16 protein-coding genes and 1 other RNA gene are annotated in these 17,773 nt (G+C 38.6%); 1 reads left to right on the top strand and 16 read right to left on the bottom strand.

Annotation, left to right across the window (positions count from 1 at the left end; genetic code table 11):
- Positions 1-7: 7 nt before the first annotated feature.
- The 9 genes from SJY24_RS04730 to SJY24_RS04690 form a co-directional block, all read right to left on the bottom strand.
- On the bottom strand, positions 8-1,021 hold the full coding sequence (locus tag SJY24_RS04730; RefSeq protein ID WP_377863904.1) for a siderophore ABC transporter substrate-binding protein: 1,014 nt from the start codon (positions 1,019-1,021) through the stop codon (positions 8-10).
- 484 nt (positions 1,022-1,505) lie between these two features.
- Entirely contained in the window at positions 1,506-2,183 is a 678-nt protein-coding gene (locus SJY24_RS04725; RefSeq protein ID WP_377863903.1) for a response regulator transcription factor, read from the bottom strand.
- A gap of 574 nt (positions 2,184-2,757) precedes the next feature.
- Positions 2,758-3,112: a transfer-messenger RNA gene (ssrA, locus tag SJY24_RS04720) on the bottom strand.
- 125 nt (positions 3,113-3,237) lie between these two features.
- Positions 3,238-3,705 carry an SsrA-binding protein gene (gene smpB, locus SJY24_RS04715; protein WP_001123922.1) on the bottom strand — a complete coding sequence of 156 codons (468 nt, stop codon included), beginning with the start codon at positions 3,703-3,705 and terminating at the stop codon, positions 3,238-3,240.
- A 337-nt stretch (positions 3,706-4,042) separates the two neighbouring features.
- Positions 4,043-6,463: a ribonuclease R gene (gene rnr / locus SJY24_RS04710; protein WP_377863902.1), complete on the bottom strand. Its 2,421-nt coding sequence runs from the start codon at positions 6,461-6,463 to the stop codon at positions 4,043-4,045.
- 212 nt (positions 6,464-6,675) lie between these two features.
- On the bottom strand, positions 6,676-7,416 hold the full coding sequence (gene estA / locus SJY24_RS04705) for a carboxylesterase (RefSeq protein WP_377863901.1): 741 nt from the start codon (positions 7,414-7,416) through the stop codon (positions 6,676-6,678).
- Positions 7,417-7,577: 161 nt separating this feature from the next.
- Positions 7,578-7,811, bottom strand: coding sequence for a preprotein translocase subunit SecG (gene secG, locus SJY24_RS04700; protein WP_002174164.1), 234 nt, complete (start codon positions 7,809-7,811; stop codon positions 7,578-7,580).
- A gap of 94 nt (positions 7,812-7,905) precedes the next feature.
- Positions 7,906-8,598, bottom strand: coding sequence for an LrgB family protein (locus SJY24_RS04695; RefSeq protein ID WP_097817368.1), 693 nt, complete (start codon positions 8,596-8,598; stop codon positions 7,906-7,908).
- A complete protein-coding gene (locus tag SJY24_RS04690) occupies positions 8,595-8,963 on the bottom strand; it encodes a CidA/LrgA family holin-like protein (RefSeq protein WP_000673215.1) in 369 nt (122 codons plus the stop codon). The genes SJY24_RS04695 and SJY24_RS04690 overlap by 4 nt, the downstream gene beginning before the upstream one ends.
- A 443-nt stretch (positions 8,964-9,406) precedes the next feature.
- Here SJY24_RS04690 and SJY24_RS04685 point away from each other — a divergent pair, with 443 nt between their 5' ends.
- Positions 9,407-10,309 carry a nucleoside hydrolase gene (locus SJY24_RS04685; RefSeq protein ID WP_377863900.1) on the top strand — a complete coding sequence of 301 codons (903 nt, stop codon included), beginning with the start codon at positions 9,407-9,409 and terminating at the stop codon, positions 10,307-10,309.
- A 51-nt stretch (positions 10,310-10,360) separates the two neighbouring features.
- Here SJY24_RS04685 and eno read toward each other — a convergent pair whose 3' ends face one another.
- From eno to SJY24_RS04650, 7 genes are all read right to left on the bottom strand, one after another.
- The gene (gene eno / locus SJY24_RS04680) at positions 10,361-11,656 is read right to left on the bottom strand and encodes a phosphopyruvate hydratase (protein WP_000103949.1); all 1,296 of its coding nucleotides are present in this window, start codon (positions 11,654-11,656) and stop codon (positions 10,361-10,363) included.
- Between the two features lie 30 nt (positions 11,657-11,686).
- A complete protein-coding gene (gene gpmI / locus SJY24_RS04675; protein WP_377863899.1) occupies positions 11,687-13,216 on the bottom strand; it encodes a 2,3-bisphosphoglycerate-independent phosphoglycerate mutase in 1,530 nt (509 codons plus the stop codon).
- Positions 13,213-13,968 (bottom strand): triose-phosphate isomerase, encoded by a 756-nt coding sequence (gene tpiA / locus SJY24_RS04670; protein ID WP_001231042.1) that lies wholly within the window; start codon positions 13,966-13,968, stop codon positions 13,213-13,215. The genes gpmI and tpiA overlap by 4 nt, the downstream gene beginning before the upstream one ends.
- A gap of 32 nt (positions 13,969-14,000) precedes the next feature.
- Entirely contained in the window at positions 14,001-15,185 is a 1,185-nt protein-coding gene (locus SJY24_RS04665; RefSeq protein WP_002198882.1) for a phosphoglycerate kinase, read from the bottom strand.
- Positions 15,186-15,324: 139 nt separating this feature from the next.
- Positions 15,325-16,329 (bottom strand): type I glyceraldehyde-3-phosphate dehydrogenase, encoded by a 1,005-nt coding sequence (gene gap / locus SJY24_RS04660; RefSeq protein ID WP_000161234.1) that lies wholly within the window; start codon positions 16,327-16,329, stop codon positions 15,325-15,327.
- Positions 16,330-16,356: 27 nt separating this feature from the next.
- Positions 16,357-17,385, bottom strand: coding sequence for a gapA transcriptional regulator CggR (gene cggR / locus SJY24_RS04655; RefSeq protein ID WP_044738071.1), 1,029 nt, complete (start codon positions 17,383-17,385; stop codon positions 16,357-16,359).
- A gap of 135 nt (positions 17,386-17,520) precedes the next feature.
- Positions 17,521-17,766: a glutaredoxin family protein gene (locus SJY24_RS04650; RefSeq protein ID WP_000869725.1), complete on the bottom strand. Its 246-nt coding sequence runs from the start codon at positions 17,764-17,766 to the stop codon at positions 17,521-17,523.
- Positions 17,767-17,773: the final 7 nt, after the last annotated feature.

Below are 17,773 nucleotides of genomic sequence, written 5' to 3'. Positions count from 1 at the left end.
CTTTACACTACTTAGCTAAAGTTTTTGCGATATTTCCAAATAACTCTATATAAGTCTGAATTGATTCATTTGTGTAAGTATCTGCTGGTGCATAAACAATTTGTTTTTTAGAAACAGCAGTTGTGTTTTGAAGAGCTGGTGATTTAGAAATAACATCTTGAGCAGGAGCTGAAGTAGCAGCATCAGATGTTGCAGCATCACGATCTAATACGAAAAGCCAATCAGGATTTGTTTGTGCAATAGCTTCAACAGAAACGTCATCACCTTTATGACCTGCAGTAGAATTAGCAACTTCTAGTGCTGGAGTCCAACCGAAAATTTCATACATCGGTCCCCAAACGCGACCAGAATGTGGAGCAGCAAAACCAATATTTCCACCAGTAACAATAACACTCATAACTTTATCTTTTCCATTATAAGCAGATTTTACTTTTTCAATAGATTTATCAAAATCAGCTACTACTTGTTTAGCTTCTTTATCTTTATCAAAGATTTTCCCTAAAGTAATTGTAGAATCTTTAAGTCCTTTTACTAAGTTTTCGCCAGGCTTAGTAGCTTTCTCAGAAACATCAACATTAAGATCAATAACAGCTGCATTTGGCACTAATTTTTTAATTTCTTCGTAATGACCAGCAAATCTTTGACCAACGATTACAAGTTCAGGGTTTGCCGCTGCAATAATTTCAAGATTTGGTTCGCGGTGATTCCCAATATTTTTAACTGAATCATCTTTTACATATGCTGAATCTGCAGGCATTACATCCTTTGGAGCAGCCGCTAATTTAATTCCCCAATCAGCTAAAGTTTCAAAAGTTCTATTATCTAAAGCAACTACATTCTTTGGATTTACAGGGACTTTAACAGTTCCATGTGCATCAGTAATTTCAACCGTTTTTGGCTTATCACTACTATCACCTTTATTAGCTTTCGAAGTTTCCTTACCTGAATCTGAGCAAGCTACTAACATTAAAGTGAAAATTGCTAGAATACTTACTAATTTTAAAAGCATAGTTTTTTTCATACGTATACTCCTTATTATGTAATTTAGTTTGAAAATGATGAAGTCCATAGATTAAATTAGATAGTAACTTTTATGCATCTAAATTGCTATTGATAATCATTTTCATTTGAATATCCTGTTAATAAGTATAGTCATTAATTCTGTGAAAATCTTGTGAATGGTGTGAGTTAATAAAATTAAAAATAAATTAGATACAGTCTCATCTAATGCGCACCAGAGTCATCCCCCACACGTACTCATCAATAGATTGGGGCACCTTATAAACCATGATTTCTACTACAAAAAAAATGCCTATTAATAGCTAATTTTTTCATAATCCATTGCCTGATAGAAATATTCTTTTTATAGTTTCCGTCTTTTAATATTTCACAGAAACTATTTGATTATCAGATTTAATAGAAAAAAACGAGTAAAACTGTATAAAATAGTTTTACTCGTTTTTGCTATTATGACAAACCGTACTTTACCTATTATCTTATTTTTATCATTCAACCATTGAATAGCCTCTGCCATGTATCGTTTCAATATATCTGTCTTTCTTCTCGCACTTTAACTTTTTTCTTACATACCCAATATATAAGTCTACTACATTTGGATTGACTACTACGTTATACCCCCAAACCTGATTCAAAAGCATTTCACGGCTCAATATTGTATTTTTATTCTTAATTAAAAATACAAGTAAATCGTACTCGCGCTTAGTAAGCGAGAGATTTTTACCACCTTTTTTCACAATATGGCTAGATGCATCAACAAAGAGATCTTTAAACTGAAAAAAGTTTGTCTCATTTTGCTGGATACAGTCACTTCTCCTTAAAATCGCTTGAACCCTTGCTACTAATTCTTCTTTCACAAATGGTTTTCTTATATAATCATCTGCTCCTGCTTGTAACCCTGCTATGCAATCCTTACTAGAAATATTGTCGGTCACAATAATGATCGGTGTCGTTTTAACAAGTCGTATTTGTCTGCAAATTTCTGGCCCCGATATACTTAATGAATCCCAATCCAATATGATAATATCCCAATCTTGTTCATATACTATATTTAAACCTTGGTTTTCATTGTGAAGTTTTAAAATGAAATAGCCCTCTTGCGTTAGACCTCTTACGATTTTCTTTGCAAAAGACCGTTCATTCTTAATTACTAACACCTGCTTCACCGATGGTTCACCTCTACTTCAATATAACTTAGTTAAATAAAAAATTATCCCTAAAAAATAATTTAAGATTTATAAATAGTAAATCCCTAAAAAAAGCCATTATAACAGCTTATTAGGAGAACTCTATATAATCTTACAATACATATAGATAAAAACACAAAATATATGAAGATTTAAATAAATATTTTTTAATCATTAAAGGGCAGCTATAGTATCTACCTGCTTATCATCAATAACCATTTCTTCATTTTCTGTTTCAGTGGGATCGTTCCATCCCCATCAACTTAAGCATTTTATAAAACCACAAAACAAAAAAACTGTATTCTTTCTATTTTTCTACTTATAAATACTTGTGTAGAAGTCATTTTGTTGTTGTTTATTTTAGAGAAAATTGTAATCGTTAGGGGATAACACACACAAGATGCATTAAGAATGGAATTGAAGAAACCAAAGAATTGGATACATTCTATTTTTAGAACCATAACTTTTCCATAAACAAAAAGAACCATAACCTCGCCAACCTGGCAAAGTTATGGTTCATATCATACAAAATAAAAAACCACCAAATATGTATTGGTGGAGACGGTGGGAGTCGAACCCACGTCCAAAAATATCGGCACTTAAGCTTCTACGAGTGTAGTCGATATATTAGCATTTCGCGAACTCTTCGGCCTATCGACAGGCTTCCAAGTTGCTAGTCTGATTGTTCTCTTCCTTCGCCCTCAGACGGCGAACTCCGGCGTAGTCCACTTAGTTTGAGTCCCTTACCCTACCACATGGACGATGGAGGGAGGAACCTTTAGTGCAATTAAGCAGCTAAAGAAAGATTGTTTTGTTTGCCAATTATAGGCTTTGACGTTTTAACGAGGCCGATCCCCTCGACTCGCAACCTAAGCTCGAACTATCCCTGTCGAATCCGTAACGTCCCCATGATAAAAATGGAGCATACGAAGAAATATCGTGATAGCTACTAAGAGCTGTTTTTCAATGTGCAACAATCTTACATAAGTTATTATATCATACGCGCGCCGTTTTACAAATGTAAATATCTGTATTACATCTTTTGACGATCACGGAACGCGCGGGCAATTTCACGTTTAGCTTCTTTCTCTTTTAAATCATTACGCTTATCATATTGCTTTTTACCTTTTGCTAAACCAAGTGCCATTTTCGCGAATCCATTTTTTAAATAAATTCTGACTGGAACTAATGCATAGCCTGTTTCTTTTGAAGCACCCGTTAACTTCTCAATTTCTTTTTTATGAAGAAGTAACTTTCTTGTACGAAGTGGATCATGATTGAAACGATTCCCTTGCTCATATGTACTAATATGCATATTATGAACCCATACTTCACCATTATGTACACGAGCAAATGCATCTTTCAAGTTCACGCGTCCAGCACGAATCGACTTAATTTCCGTTCCTTGAAGGACAAGCCCTGCTTCGTATGTTTCTTCAATGAAATAATCATGAAAAGCTTTTTTATTTTGTGCAATAACCTTACCTGTACCCTTTGGCATATAACGTCCCTCCTCTATTTTTACTATTGTAACAAATGTTAATAAAAAGCGAAAGTGGCTCGCTTAGAATCTTTGGACATTGGAGCTCCCGACAGAGAAGCTCTTTTTGCTTCGTCCGAGGGCGCGAAATAGCCAATAGATTCTAGCCACTGTAGCTGGATTCCCATAAAAAGCGAAAGTGGCTCGCTCAGAATATGAGGTGGATGGAGCTTCTGACTTTGAGGCGCTTTTTGCCTCCTGGGAAGAAGCGAAGCCGCCGAACATTCTAGCCACTGTAGCTGGATTCCATAAAAAAGAAAAAGGCCCCGCTTTTCATCAAAGCGAAGCCACTCTTCTCTTACTTACGCTTTTTCTTTTTCTTCTTAAATCCTGGTACATTTTCAAAGAATCCTTTTTTCTTCTTGCCGTTACCATCTTGTTTGCCCGGCTGACTAGCTGATGCGGACGCTGGTGCTGATCCTTTTCCTTTGCCACCACGATCGAACTTTCTTCCTGTGCCGCGTTCGCCACCGCGCTCATTACTGCGCTCGCTACGTCCCCCGCGTTTCTTTCTGCCTGTTCTTGGCTGTTCGATAACGACTGGGCGATCTTTGAACTTACGGCGAGGCGTTCCTTTCATGCCGACAATTTCGAAGTCAATTGCGCGCTCGTCTTTATTTACGTTAATAACGCGAATTGTAATTTCGTCACCGATGCGGAATACGTTACCTGTACGTTCTCCGATCATTGCGAAATGCTTCTCGTCATAACGGTAGTAATCATCCGTTAAATAGCTAACATGTACAAGACCTTCAATTGTATTCGGAAGCTCTACGAATAAACCGAAGTTTGTTACAGAGCTAATCATACCGTCATACTCTTCACCGATCTTATCAACCATATACTCTGCTTTTTTCATTTCGTCTGTTTCACGCTCAGCTTCAACAGCACGGCGTTCCATATTAGAAGAGTGCTCTGCAATCTCAGGTAAGTTTTCACGCCATTTCGCTTGCGTTTCGTTGTCGACTTTACCGTTAATGATATATTCACGAATTAATCTATGAACGATCGTATCTGGATAACGACGAATTGGCGATGTGAAATGCGTATAGAATTCAGTTGATAAACCGAAATGTCCTAAGCTCTCCGAATCGTAACGTGCTTGCTTCATAGAACGCAGCATAACTGTTGAAATGACTATTTCTTCAGGCTGACCTTGAACCATTTCAAGAATTTGCTGCAGCGCGCGAGGATGTATTTCATTCGCACGTCCTTTTACTGCATATCCGAAGTTTGTTACAAACTCGAAGAAACGCTCAAGCTTATCTTCTTTCGGATCCTCATGGACACGGTACATAAACGGTACGTTCATCCAATGGAAGTGCTCTGCTACTGTTTCGTTCGCAACAAGCATAAACTCTTCAATTAACTTCTCTGATACAGAACGATCACGCATGACAACATCAGTCGGTTTTCCTTCTTCATCTACTAATACTTTTGCTTCTTTAAAATCAAAGTCAATTGCACCACGGCGCATACGTTTTTCACGTAAAATTTGTGCTAATTGACCCATCTCTTTAAACATCGGTATTAGCGGCTCATAACGCTTGATTAACTCTTCGTCCTCATCTTCTAAAATGCTTCTTACGTCAGCATACGTCATACGCTCTGTCGTTTTAATAACACTTTGGAAAATCCCGTGCTTTACAACATCACCTAGATTGTTTATTTCCATTTCACAAGATAGTGTCAGACGGTCTACTTTTGGATTTAACGAACAAATACCGTTTGATAAACGATGCGGAATCATCGGAATTACACGGTCTACAAGATATACACTCGTCGCTCTCTCTGCTGCTTCAACATCAATTGGAGAACCTTCTTGAACGTAATGACTTACATCCGCAATATGAACACCAAGCTTGTAGTTACCGTTCTCAAGCTTCGTTACTGTAACAGCGTCATCTAAGTCTTTTGCATCCGCACCGTCAATCGTTACGATCATTTGGTCACGTAAATCACGGCGATCTTTTAAATCCTCTTCTGAAATCGTTTCTGGTACACTGTTTGCATGCTCCATTACTTCTTCAGGGAACGCTAAAGGTAAATGATGTTTATGGATGACAGATAAAATATCTACTCCTGGATCATTTTTATGACCTAGAATTTGAATAACTTCGCCTTCCGCGCTTAAACGATTCTCTGGATAGCTCGTAATTTTAACAACTACTTTATGGCCTTCTACAGCACCCATTGATGCGCTTTTCAAGATGAAAATATCACTTGTCCAACGCTTATTATCAGGTATAACAAACCCAAAGTTCTTTGATTCTGTATATGTACCAACTAGTTCCTTCGTTCCACGCTCTAAAATACGAACAATCGAACCTTCTTGGCGTGATCCACTTGATTGTGAGCTAACACGTGCTAATACTGTATCACCATGAAGTGCACCATTTAATTCTGTAGGCGGGATGAAAAGATCATCGTCTCCCGTTTTCTTCTCTTCTGGAACGACGAAAGCAAAGCCACGTGCGTGTCCAATTAACTTACCGCGTACTAAACTCATCTTTTCAGGAAGACCGTAGCGGTTGCTACGTGTACGAACAACAAGCCCCTTCTCTTCCATCATTACAAGTGCCTTTACAAAATCTTTAAAGCCTTCAGAACCTTCAATTCCAAATGCCGCTTCTAACTCTTGTATTGTTAACGGTTTATACGCTTCTTCTCTCATAAATAATAACAACTTATCAATATGTTCTTGTATGATTTCTTCCAAGCAGAAATACCTCCTTTAAACCCTTATATTATTTAGTGTATCCGAAAGATGGGGGATGTATAAAGCGAAACTTTAATCATCTCCCAATGATTTTTTTACAGTTTTCATAAAATGAAACTTTAATCAGTAGAGGGTTATCCATCTTCACTGATTATTAGCCCACAACCATCGGGATAAAAAGTTCCCTTATGAAAAAAAGAGGCAACTAGACCTTACCAATCTAGTTGCTCCAAGAAGTTATATACATCCTCATGTAGCTCTTCACGCTGTTTATCAAGTGTGATGACATGCGTAGAGTCTTCATACCATTTAATGTCTTTTAACGCAGATTCTACACCGTTATAAATAATGTTAGCACTATCTGTATTAATCATTTCATCATGACGCGCTTGTACAACAAATGTTGGTGCATAAATCATATCCACATTGTTACGTACGTCAGCAATTAATTGTTGTAATGCTTTTAATGTATTCATCGGTGTCTTTTGGAATTCCAACATTTCTTGTTCGATTTGCTCTGGTGATTTTTGCTCACGATTTTTATATTCGCGGGCATATGCCAATATACCTTGGTACATCGTTTCTTCACTCTTAATATACATCGGTGCACACATTGGTACCACACCTAAAACCGGTACTGTATAACCTAATTTTAAAGAAAATACTCCGCCAAGTGACAATCCAACAACAGCAATTTTCTCAAAACCTTTATCTTTTAAAAGCTGATATGCCTCCGTTACGTCTTGCCACCAATCTTCAGGACCTGTATGAACAAGCTCTTCTGGTGGTACACCGTGCCCTTTATAAATTGGCGCATGACAAGTGTAGCCTTTCTTTTCTAAGAAACGCCCTAACATACGTACATCAGCTGAGTTTCCTGTGAATCCATGTAGTAATAAAACAGCGCGGTCTCCACCCTCAAATGTAAATGGTTTCGGAGATGCTAATTTCATCATGTACTTCTCCTCTTTCTCTTCTGTAATCTAGTCGTATTCTTTCTATATCTAGTGTACCATATTTATATTTCTATAATCTAATTAGAAACTTTTTTCGAATAGCAAAATAAAAAAAGAAGAACCATTAGTACAATCTACTAACGCTTCTTCTTTCAATTCTATAAATTGAAGTACGTAACACCAATTGTTAATACAAAGAACAATACAGCTAAAACAACTGTAATACGGTTTAATACCGCTTCAATTCCACGTGCTTTTTGCTTACCAAATAATTGCTCTGCACCGCCTGAAATTGCACCTGAAAGGCCTGAGCTATTACTAGACTGCATAAGTACCATAACAATCATTAAAATCGATACAATAATAAGTAAAACGGATAATAACGTATGCACTTGGCGTACCTCCTACAAAGATTCAGTTATTTCAACTGTAGCATAAATCCTATAGAAAAGCGAGAGCTATAGGGTCGCTCTCGCTTTTCTTCTATTACATAAACATCATTGCAAATAATGGTCCGAGCAAACATGTCAAAATTGCTGTTAATGTCATTGTTACCGATCCAATAACACCTTCATGCTCATTATTTTTCATCGCTCTCATAACACCCATAATATGAGACGCACATCCAAAGCCAATCCCTTTACCAACTGAGTTTGTAACGCGACTCCATTTTAATAAAAGCGGGCCTGTAATCGTTCCAGTAATACCTGCGATAACGACGAAAGCTGCTGTTAAGGAAGGGACACCGCCCACTTGTTCAGATACACTCATCGCAACTGGCATTGTCACTGACTTTGGTAAAGAAGATAAAATTAAACTTTTATCTGTTCCCATAAGCGTGGCGATAGCGAAATCACTTGCAATCGCCACTGTTGTACCTACCAATACACCACCAGCAATTGGTACAACATATTTTTGCAGAACGTGGCGTTGTTTATAAAGTGGGATTGCAAATGCTACAACACCGGGTCCAAGCAGCTTCGCAATCCAGCCACCACCACTTTCCATATAATGTTGATATGGTATATCAAGCATGATAAATAAGAAGGCCATTAATCCTGTTGCTACAAGCATTGGAATGGTGAATGGTGTTGGAAATAATTTATAGATTTTTTTAGATAATTGATATAATAGCACCGTAAAAAGAACCCAACCGATTCCGATTAATATTTGGCTCATTGTGTCTCTTTTTCCTTTCTATTCGCAAGATATTGTCCTGTATGTCCTGCGACGATAATAATTAAAAATGTACTCGCTACAATTGTAATGAAAAGAGAAATTCCTTTACTCATAAAAAAAGCACCGTAATTCATTAGGCCAAGTGTTGGCGGAATTAATAAAAACGGCATAATCGCAACGAGTGTTTCTGCTCCTAAATCAAACCATTTCACAGGCAGAACTTTTAAGCTAAGTAAAACAAGTAAGAGAAACATCCCAATTAAACTTCCTGGAATCGGCATATTTAACATTTCTTGCAGCCAAGTTCCAACCATATAAAACACATAAAGAGCAGCAATTTGGACAAGAATCTTTGTAAATTTCATCTTCATCATCCCTCATGTTTATACGATCTTCTGTTAATATCTTTATCATAGTATAAATTGTAAAATGCTGCAATTTATCAACTTGACAGCAAAAACAGCCCCTGTTACACGCTTACAACCTTGATATGACTGCATTTCCAAGTGGAAATTAAGTCAAAAACCTTGACCTAATATAAAAAGTTTTTATTTTCTGAATTTATAAGGTTGTTATTTCAATAAAATAATCTTTTTATCCTTAAGCTTACATATATATAAGGTGAAACTTTAATCAGTGGGCGTTTTCTTCATCCACCACTGATTATTAGCCCTCAACTTAATTTCTTTACCTTCGCTCAATTTTGAGATAGGGTCTTACTCCCCGCTAATAGCGGGATAAATAAGATAGGTGGTGAACATATGCCAAAAAAGTTCTTATTTTTTGTGATCCTGGGATTGATGATACGATGGCTCTCCTCTTAGCATTCTTTATTGATGAAATAGAAATCGTCGGCATTGTTGCTGATTACGGCAATGTTCCAAAAGAAATGGCCGTACAAAACGCTCATTTTCTTAAGAACGAAGCAAAGGATAGAAACATCAAGATATTTGGTGGATCAGAACGCCCACTTACTGGCGCCCCTCCTGCTTTCTTTACGGAAGTACACGGGAAACAGGGACTCGGGCCAATTATTCCAAAGGGAAATGTGACTAACGGAGAAATGGAGAATTTTTTCGAAGTTATTCCTCTTATTGAACAGTATAAAGATGAATTAATCATTGTTAGTTTAGGCAGACTTACCTCCCTAGCAATTTTATTCATCTTATGTAAACGGCTCATGAAGCAAATTAAATCTTACTACGTAATGGGCGGTGCCTTTTTACATCCTGGTAATGTGACCCCTATTTCAGAAGCGAACTTTTATGGCGATCCTACTGCCGCTAATATAGTCCTTCAATCCTCACCTAACATGTACATATACCCATTAAACGTCACTCAGTATTCCATCATTACACCAGAAATGGCTGAATACATTGAAGCAAAAGGAAAAGCCCCACTCGTCAAACCGTTATTCGATCATTATTACTACGGCTATTATAAAGACGCCTTACCGCATTTAAAGGGGAGCCCCTTCCATGACTTAATGCCAATACTCGCTTTACTTGATAACTCTATGTTTACGTATCACAAATCACCTATCGTTGTCATGACGGAATCCTATGCACAAGGAGCAAGCATTGGAGAATTTCGCTCTTTAGGAGAATCTAAACCATTTACTGATTGGCCGAGTCATCAAATCGCAATTGATTTTGATTATAACCGTTTCTTTAAACATTTCATGTCACTTATGACGGGTGAGCAATTTTAAGCATAAAAAAACAGACCGTGATTTCTCACGGTCTGTCGTTATTTTCTACAATTATCGTTTGATGTTGTAGAAAGATTTGATACCATCGTAAACAGCGATTTCGCCTAGTTCGTCTTCGATGCGTAATAATTGGTTGTACTTAGCAATACGGTCAGTACGGCTCATAGAACCAGTTTTGATTTGGCCAGCGTTAGTTGCAACTGCGATGTCAGCGATTGTAGCATCTTCAGTTTCACCAGAACGGTGAGATACAACTGCTGTGTAACCAGCACGTTTAGCCATTTCGATTGCTTCGAAAGTCTCAGTTAAAGTACCGATTTGGTTAACTTTAATTAAGATTGAGTTAGAGATACCTTTTTCGATACCTTCAGCAAGTTTTTGAGTGTTAGTTACAAATAAATCGTCACCAACTAATTGTACTTTATCACCGATACGCTCAGTTAATAATTTGTGACCATCCCAGTCGTTTTCGTCTAAACCATCTTCAATAGAGATGATTGGGAAGTCTTTGCAAAGCTCTTCGTAGAAATCAACCATTTCTGCAGAAGTTAAGCCAGTACGGCCTTCGCCTGCAAGGTCATATTTACCAGTTTCTTTGTTGTAGAACTCAGAAGAAGCAACGTCCATTCCTAAGAATACGTTCTCGCCAGCTTTGTAACCAGCTTTTTCGATAGCTTCGATGATTACTTCTAATGCTTCACGGTTAGAACCAAGGTTTGGAGCGAATCCACCTTCGTCACCTACTGCAGTGTTAAGACCTTTGTCATGTAATACAGCTTTAAGTGCATGGAATACTTCAGCACCCATACGGATTGATTCTTTGAATGTTGGAGCACCAACTGGTAAGATCATGAACTCTTGGAAGTCAACGTTGTTATCAGCGTGAGAACCACCGTTGATGATGTTCATCATTGGAGTTGGTAATTGTTTTGCATTGAATCCACCAAGGTAACGGTATAATGGAAGACCTACGAAGTCAGCTGCTGCGTGAGCTACTGCCATAGATACACCAAGGATAGCGTTAGCGCCTAGTTTACCTTTGTTTGGAGTGCCATCTAATTCGATCATAGCACGGTCGATACCAGCTTGGTCAGTTACGTCGAAACCAACGATTTCTGGAGCGATTGCTTCGTTAACGTTGTTTACTGCGTTCATAACACCTTTTCCAAGGTAACGAGATTTGTCACCGTCACGTAATTCTACTGCTTCGTGCTCACCAGTAGATGCACCACTTGGTACGATAGCGCGTCCGAAAGCGCCGCTTTCTGTGTAAACTTCTACTTCTACAGTTGGGTTACCACGAGAGTCAAGGACTTCGCGAGCATAAACATCAATAATTGTTGACATAATAAATTCTCTCCTTTTTATATAAGCAAATTATTTAATAATTGTTTTACCTGTCATTTCTTTCGGTTGTTCCACATTTAAAAGTGTAAGCATTGTTGGAGCGATATCTCCTAAAATACCACCTTCACGAAGCTCTACATCATTTTTTGTAACGATGAAAGGAACCGGGTTAGTTGTATGAGCTGTCATTGGTCCACCATCAGCAGTTAACTCCTGATCAGCATTACCATGGTCAGCAGTAATAAGTGCTACACCATCTTTTGCAAGAATCGCTTCTACAACTTTTCCTAAACATTCGTCAGTTGCTTCTACTGCTTTAATTGTTGGTTCCATCATCCCAGAATGGCCAACCATATCACAGTTTGCAAAGTTAAGAATGATAACATCATGTTTATCATTTTCAATTTCATTTACTAAAGCGTCCGTTACTTCGTAAATGCTCATTTCAGGTTTCAAGTCATACGTTGCAACCTTCGGTGAGTTAATTAAGATACGCTCTTCTCCTGGGAATTCAGCCTCACGACCACCGCTAAAGAAGAATGTAACGTGCGGATACTTTTCAGTTTCCGCGATGCGAAGTTGCTTTAATCCCGCTTGCGCAACAACTTCACCTAATGTGTTATCAAGGTTCATTGGCTTGAATGCCACGTAACCATCTACAGTTTCACTGAAATGTGTCATACAAACGAATTCAGGAATGTGAGGTACTTTTTCACCACGATCGAACTCACGGAAGTCTTCGTTTGTAAATACACGAGCAATTTGAATTGCGCGGTCTGGACGGAAGTTATAGAAGATAACTGCATCATCATTATTGATTGTTGCAACTGGCGTGTCATCTTCGTTAACAATTACAGACGGCAATACGAATTCATCGTAGATACCATTTGCATAAGAGTCTTCTACACACTCTTCTGCTGATTTATAAGTAGGTCCTTCACCATTCACCATAGCACGGTAACATTTTTCTACGCGATCCCAACGCTTGTCACGATCCATGGAGTAATAACGACCAGAGATAGTCGCGAATTGTCCTACACCTGTTTCTTTAATTACTTCATTTGTTGCATCGATATAACCTTTTGCTGTTTGTGGTCCAACATCGCGGCCGTCTAAGAATGCATGGATATAAACTTTCTCCACGCCTTCTTTTGCTGCTAAACGAAGAAGAGCAAACATATGGTTCATGTGACTGTGCACACCACCATCAGAAAGTAAACCGAATAAATGAAGAGCAGTACCTTTTTCTTTTACGCTTTTAATTGCATTTTGGAAAGTTTCATTCTGATCGAACTCACCTTCACGAATTGCAACGTTTACGCGTGTTAAGCTTTGATATACGATGCGGCCTGCACCGATATTTAAGTGACCAACCTCAGAGTTACCCATTTGACCTACTGGAAGACCTACTTCCTCACCACAAGCTATAAGCGTTGTGTGAGGGAATTTGTTCCAGTAACCATCAAAATTAGGTTTCTTAGCTTGTGCTACAGCATTCCCGTAAGTTTCTTCACGTAGTCCGAAACCATCAAGAATGATTAAAGCTGTTGGCTTTCTCATTTTACCGCCCCCAGAAGACCTAAGAACGAAGCAGGCTCTAAGCTAGCACCGCCAACTAAAGCGCCGTCGATGTCAGATTGTGCCATATACTCTTTAATGTTTTCTGGTTTTACGCTACCGCCGTATTGAATACGAACAGCTTCTGCAGCTTCTGGAGAAACAGCTTCTGCAACAACTTTACGGATGTGCGCACATACTTCGTTTGCATCTGCAGAAGAAGAAGATTTACCTGTACCGATAGCCCAGATTGGCTCATAAGCGATAACAGTTGCTTTAACTTGCTCTTCTGTTAAACCTGCAAGTGCTTTTGTCACTTGACCTGCTACTAGATCAAATGTTTTTCCGCTTTCGCGCTCTTCTAAAGTCTCACCACAACAAACGATTGGTGTTAAACCATGTTCAAATGCTGCAAGAGTCTTTTTGTTTACTGACTCGTCTGTTTCAGCAAACATTTCACGACGCTCAGAGTGGCCAAGTACTACGTAGCCTACTTTTAAGTCGCTAAGTGCTACTGGGCTAATTTCGCCAGTGAATGCACCATTTTTTTCGAAGTGCATGTTTTGTGCACCTACTTGTAAATCAGTTCCTTCAGTTGCCGCTACTAAGCGCTCTAAGAATAGAGCCGGAGAGCAAACTACTGCATCAACAGCTGAAGCTGCTGGGATTTGACCTTTAACTTCCTCTACGAAGCTAACTGCTTCAGATAGAGTTTTATTCATTTTCCAGTTACCTGCGATAATTGGTTTACGCATGCTTTGCACCGTCCTTTTTCTTTGGCTGCTACTTATTTGTCGTTAAGACAAACTACACCTGGAAGTTCTTTGCCTTCCATGAATTCTAATGACGCACCGCCGCCAGTAGAAATGTGGCTCATTTTATCAGCCATACCGAATTTTTCAACAGCTGCTGCAGAGTCACCACCGCCGATAACAGAGTATGTATCTTCTGCATCTGCTAATGCTTGTCCTACTGCTTTTGTACCTTCTGCGAATGGAGTCATTTCGAATACACCCATTGGTCCATTCCATACAACAAGCTTAGAATTTTTAATTACATCTGCATAAATTTCACGTGTTTTAGGACCGATGTCCACGCCTTCCCAAGTAGAAGGGATAGAGTCGATACCTACGATTTGAGTTGTTGCAGTTTCAGAGAACTCCTCTGTGATTACAACATCAACTGGCATGTAGAAGTTTACGCCTTTTTCTTTTGCAAGTTGCATAAATTCTTTAGCTAGTTCGATCTTGTCGTTTTCACATAGAGATAGACCAATTTCATGACCTAAAGCTTTAACAAATGTGTAAGCAAGTCCGCCACCGATGATTAAGTTATCTACTTTGTCTAATAGATGACGAATTACACCGATTTTATCTTTTACTTTCGCACCACCGATGATAGCTGTGAATGGACGTTCTGGGTTAGAAAGTGCTTTACCTAATACATCTAACTCTTTTTCCATTAATAAACCAGATACTGCTGGTAGGTAGTCTGCGATTCCTGCTGTAGAAGCATGAGCACGGTGAGCTGCACCGAATGCATCGTTTACGAAGATATCAGCAAGAGCTGCAAATTCTTTCGCAAGTTCTGCATCGTTCTTTTCTTCGCCCGCATAGAAACGTACGTTTTCAAGAACTAATACGTCGCCTTCGTTCATTGCTGCAACCATTTCTTGTGCAACTGGTCCGAATGCTTCGTCCGCTTTTTTAACATCTTTACCAAGAAGCTCGCCTAAACGTGCTGCTACTGGAGTAAGACGTAATTCTTCTACTGCTTGACCTTTTGGACGGCCTAAATGACTTGCTAAAATTACTTTCGCACCTTGCTCTACTAAATATTGAATTGTAGGAAGAGCTGCACGGATACGAGTTTCATCTGTAATTTTGCCTTCTTTCATAGGTACGTTGAAATCAACGCGGCAAAATACACGCTTACCTTTTAAATCTACGTCACGAATTGATTTTTTGTTCATTGGATTTCCCTCCGACTACTAGTTAGGATTGACAAAACCCATTCAAAAGCTTAACACATTTGCTTCTAAAACGAAAGAAGAGAGAGAGGGAACAAACCCTCTCCCTCGTTTTGTCATTGATTGCTTATATACTTAAGAATTAAAGACCTTTAGAAGTCATGTATGCTGCTAAGTCTACTACGCGGTTAGAGTAACCAGTTTCGTTATCGTACCAAGAAAGTACTTTAACCATGTTACCTTCCATTACCATTGTAGATAATGCATCGATTGTAGAAGAAGCTGTACATCCGTTATAGTCGATAGATACTAATGGCTCTTCGCTGTATCCAAGGATACCTTTTAATTCGCCTTCAGCTGCTGCTTTGAATGCTGCGTTTACATCTTCAACAGTTACTTCTTTGTCAAGTTCAACAACTAAGTCAACAAGAGAAACGTTAGCAGTTGGAACACGTACAGCGCCACCGTTTAATTTACCTTTAAGTTCTGGTAATACTAATGCTACAGCTTTAGCAGCACCAGTAGATGTTGGGATCATGTTTTCAGCTGCTGCACGAGCACGACGTAAATCTTTGTGTGGTAAGTCTAAGATTTGTTGGTCGTTAGTGTAAGAGTGAATTGTTGTCATCATTCCGCGTTTTACGCCGAATTTTTCGTTTAATACTTTAGCGAATGGAGCTAAACAGTTTGTAGTACAAGAAGCGTTAGATACTACGTTGTGGTTAGCTGCATCGTATTGTTCGTGGTTAACACCCATAACTACAGTGATATCTTCGTCAGAAGCTGGAGCTGAGATGATAACTTTCTTAACTGATCCACCTAAGTGTTTCTCAGCGTCTGATTTTTTAGTGAAACGGCCAGTAGATTCTACTACTACTTCTACTCCGTAGTCGCTCCATGGTAATTGAGCTGGGTCACGCTCAGCGATAACTTTAATTTCTTTACCGTTAACAACGATGCTGTTTTCGTTAGCAGATACTTCTGCATTTAAAGTTCCGTGAACTGTGTCATATTTTAAAAGGTGAGCTAATGTTTTAGCATCTGTTAAGTCGTTGATTGCTACTACTTCTACCTCAGAGTTGTTAAGAGCTGCGCGGAATACATTACGTCCGATACGTCCAAATCCATTAATACCAATTTTAGTCATTTGAATTTCCTCCTTGGGGGATTATATTTAAAGGGTAATACCCTTTGTTAACTGTTTTGCTGCACCTTCATCTGTAATTAGAATTGAAGTGTGCCCTTGCTTTATTACAGCCTGTATTGCCTTTGCCTTTGAAGAACCTCCAGCGACTGCAACAACGTGAGATACATTTTGTAAATCTTCAAGTTGCATACCAACCGTTCTTACTTTATGAACAACATTTCCTTGTTCACTAAAGTAGTAACCGAAAGCTTCGCCAACTGCTTCGCTTGCCTGAATCTTTAACCAATCTGCTTCTGAAGTATTTCTGCGACGTGCCATTGTTAGCGCATCACCAATTCCATGAATGACGATATTGGAAGATCGAATCAACTCAAGAACTTCTTTCACGGAGGGCTCTGTTACAATGGACGCATATGCTTCGCTACTAACGTGATCTGGAACATACAATAAGCGATAATTACTCATCGTATTTTGTGCCATTTTGGCGCAAATGGTATTGGCTTCTAACTCAACACCTTCTCCAATTCCACCACGTGCTGGGACAAATAGCATATGTAAATCTTTGCAATCAAGTTGCATCATGTCCGCAGCAGCAGCTAGCGTAGTTCCTCCAGCCACAGCAACGATATTATTCACTGTCAGACGGTCTTTTATACAAGTCACACAAGCACGGCCCATCTCCAGTTTGACCCAAGGTGATTCATCACTATCACCAGGGACAACGAAAACTTCATCCAAGTCTAATGTTTCCTTAAGTTGTTTTTCTAAAACCTTTAACCCGGAAATTTCTTTCATAAAGTCTTCCAAAGCAAGAACTAAAGCTGTTCCTTCTTCTGTCAAAGTCATTCCAGAAGAAGCGACGTGAACTAAGTTTTGTTCTTTCAAAACTTGAACTTCACTTCGCAATACTCGTTCTGTCATACCGAGACTTGCTGATAAGTTCCTTCTTCCAATCGGCTGCATGAGCCTGATGTATTGAAGAACTTGCATTCTCGTTTGCATAACAGGTAGCAGATCAGGTAATAATTTTTTTGTGTTCTGAATCCATGAGCGCATATCTTTTCTCCTCACTACATTGGTTCATTTCCCCTCGTGGTCACTTTGTGTCCCGTAGTGACATTTTATGTCCCACGTAGGTTAAAAAAATAATCCCTGCTACGTGTATTATTGTAACAGGAGATAGAAACTTATTCAACTCTTAACTGCATTGTTTATATAGTTTATTATGACACCTTTGTGAATGTTACCATATTCTACCTGTTTTCCGCCTATTTCTACAACCGGAATCATTAAATGATATTTCTCCAAAAGGTCATTATCTTCATATATATCTATTTCCTCGATTTGAAAAGAATATTCACATTGTACTTCCTTTAAAACTTGTTTCGCTTTTTCACAAAGGCCACAATCTTTTTTTGTATATAGTACAACTTTCATCTTCTTC

The sequence above is a fragment of the Bacillus sp. R86525 genome (assembly GCF_042466195.1).
GTDB classification, from domain to species: Bacteria; Bacillota; Bacilli; order Bacillales; family Bacillaceae_G; genus Bacillus_A; species Bacillus_A nitratireducens.
This window is presented reverse-complemented; position numbering and strand designations above follow the sequence as displayed.

Coding starts and splice junctions, on each gene's coding strand:
- SJY24_RS04730 (WP_377863904.1), bottom strand. CDS start 1,021: ATGAAAAAAACTATGCTTTTAAAATTAGTAAGTATTCTAGCAATTTTC.
- smpB (WP_001123922.1), bottom strand. CDS start 3,705: ATGCCAAAGGGTACAGGTAAGGTTATTGCACAAAATAAAAAAGCTTTT.
- estA (WP_377863901.1), bottom strand. CDS start 7,416: ATGAAATTAGCATCTCCGAAACCATTTACATTTGAGGGTGGAGACCGC.
- SJY24_RS04695 (WP_097817368.1), bottom strand. CDS start 8,598: ATGAGCCAAATATTAATCGGAATCGGTTGGGTTCTTTTTACGGTGCTA.
- SJY24_RS04690 (WP_000673215.1), bottom strand. CDS start 8,963: ATGAAATTTACAAAGATTCTTGTCCAAATTGCTGCTCTTTATGTGTTT.
- SJY24_RS04685 (WP_377863900.1), top strand. CDS start 9,407: ATGGCTCTCCTCTTAGCATTCTTTATTGATGAAATAGAAATCGTCGGC.
- eno (WP_000103949.1), bottom strand. CDS start 11,656: ATGTCAACAATTATTGATGTTTATGCTCGCGAAGTCCTTGACTCTCGT.
- gpmI (WP_377863899.1), bottom strand. CDS start 13,216: ATGAGAAAGCCAACAGCTTTAATCATTCTTGATGGTTTCGGACTACGT.
- tpiA (WP_001231042.1), bottom strand. CDS start 13,968: ATGCGTAAACCAATTATCGCAGGTAACTGGAAAATGAATAAAACTCTA.
- SJY24_RS04665 (WP_002198882.1), bottom strand. CDS start 15,185: ATGAACAAAAAATCAATTCGTGACGTAGATTTAAAAGGTAAGCGTGTA.
- gap (WP_000161234.1), bottom strand. CDS start 16,329: ATGACTAAAATTGGTATTAATGGATTTGGACGTATCGGACGTAATGTA.
- cggR (WP_044738071.1), bottom strand. CDS start 17,385: ATGCGCTCATGGATTCAGAACACAAAAAAATTATTACCTGATCTGCTA.
- SJY24_RS04650 (WP_000869725.1), bottom strand. CDS start 17,766: ATGAAAGTTGTACTATATACAAAAAAAGATTGTGGCCTTTGTGAAAAA.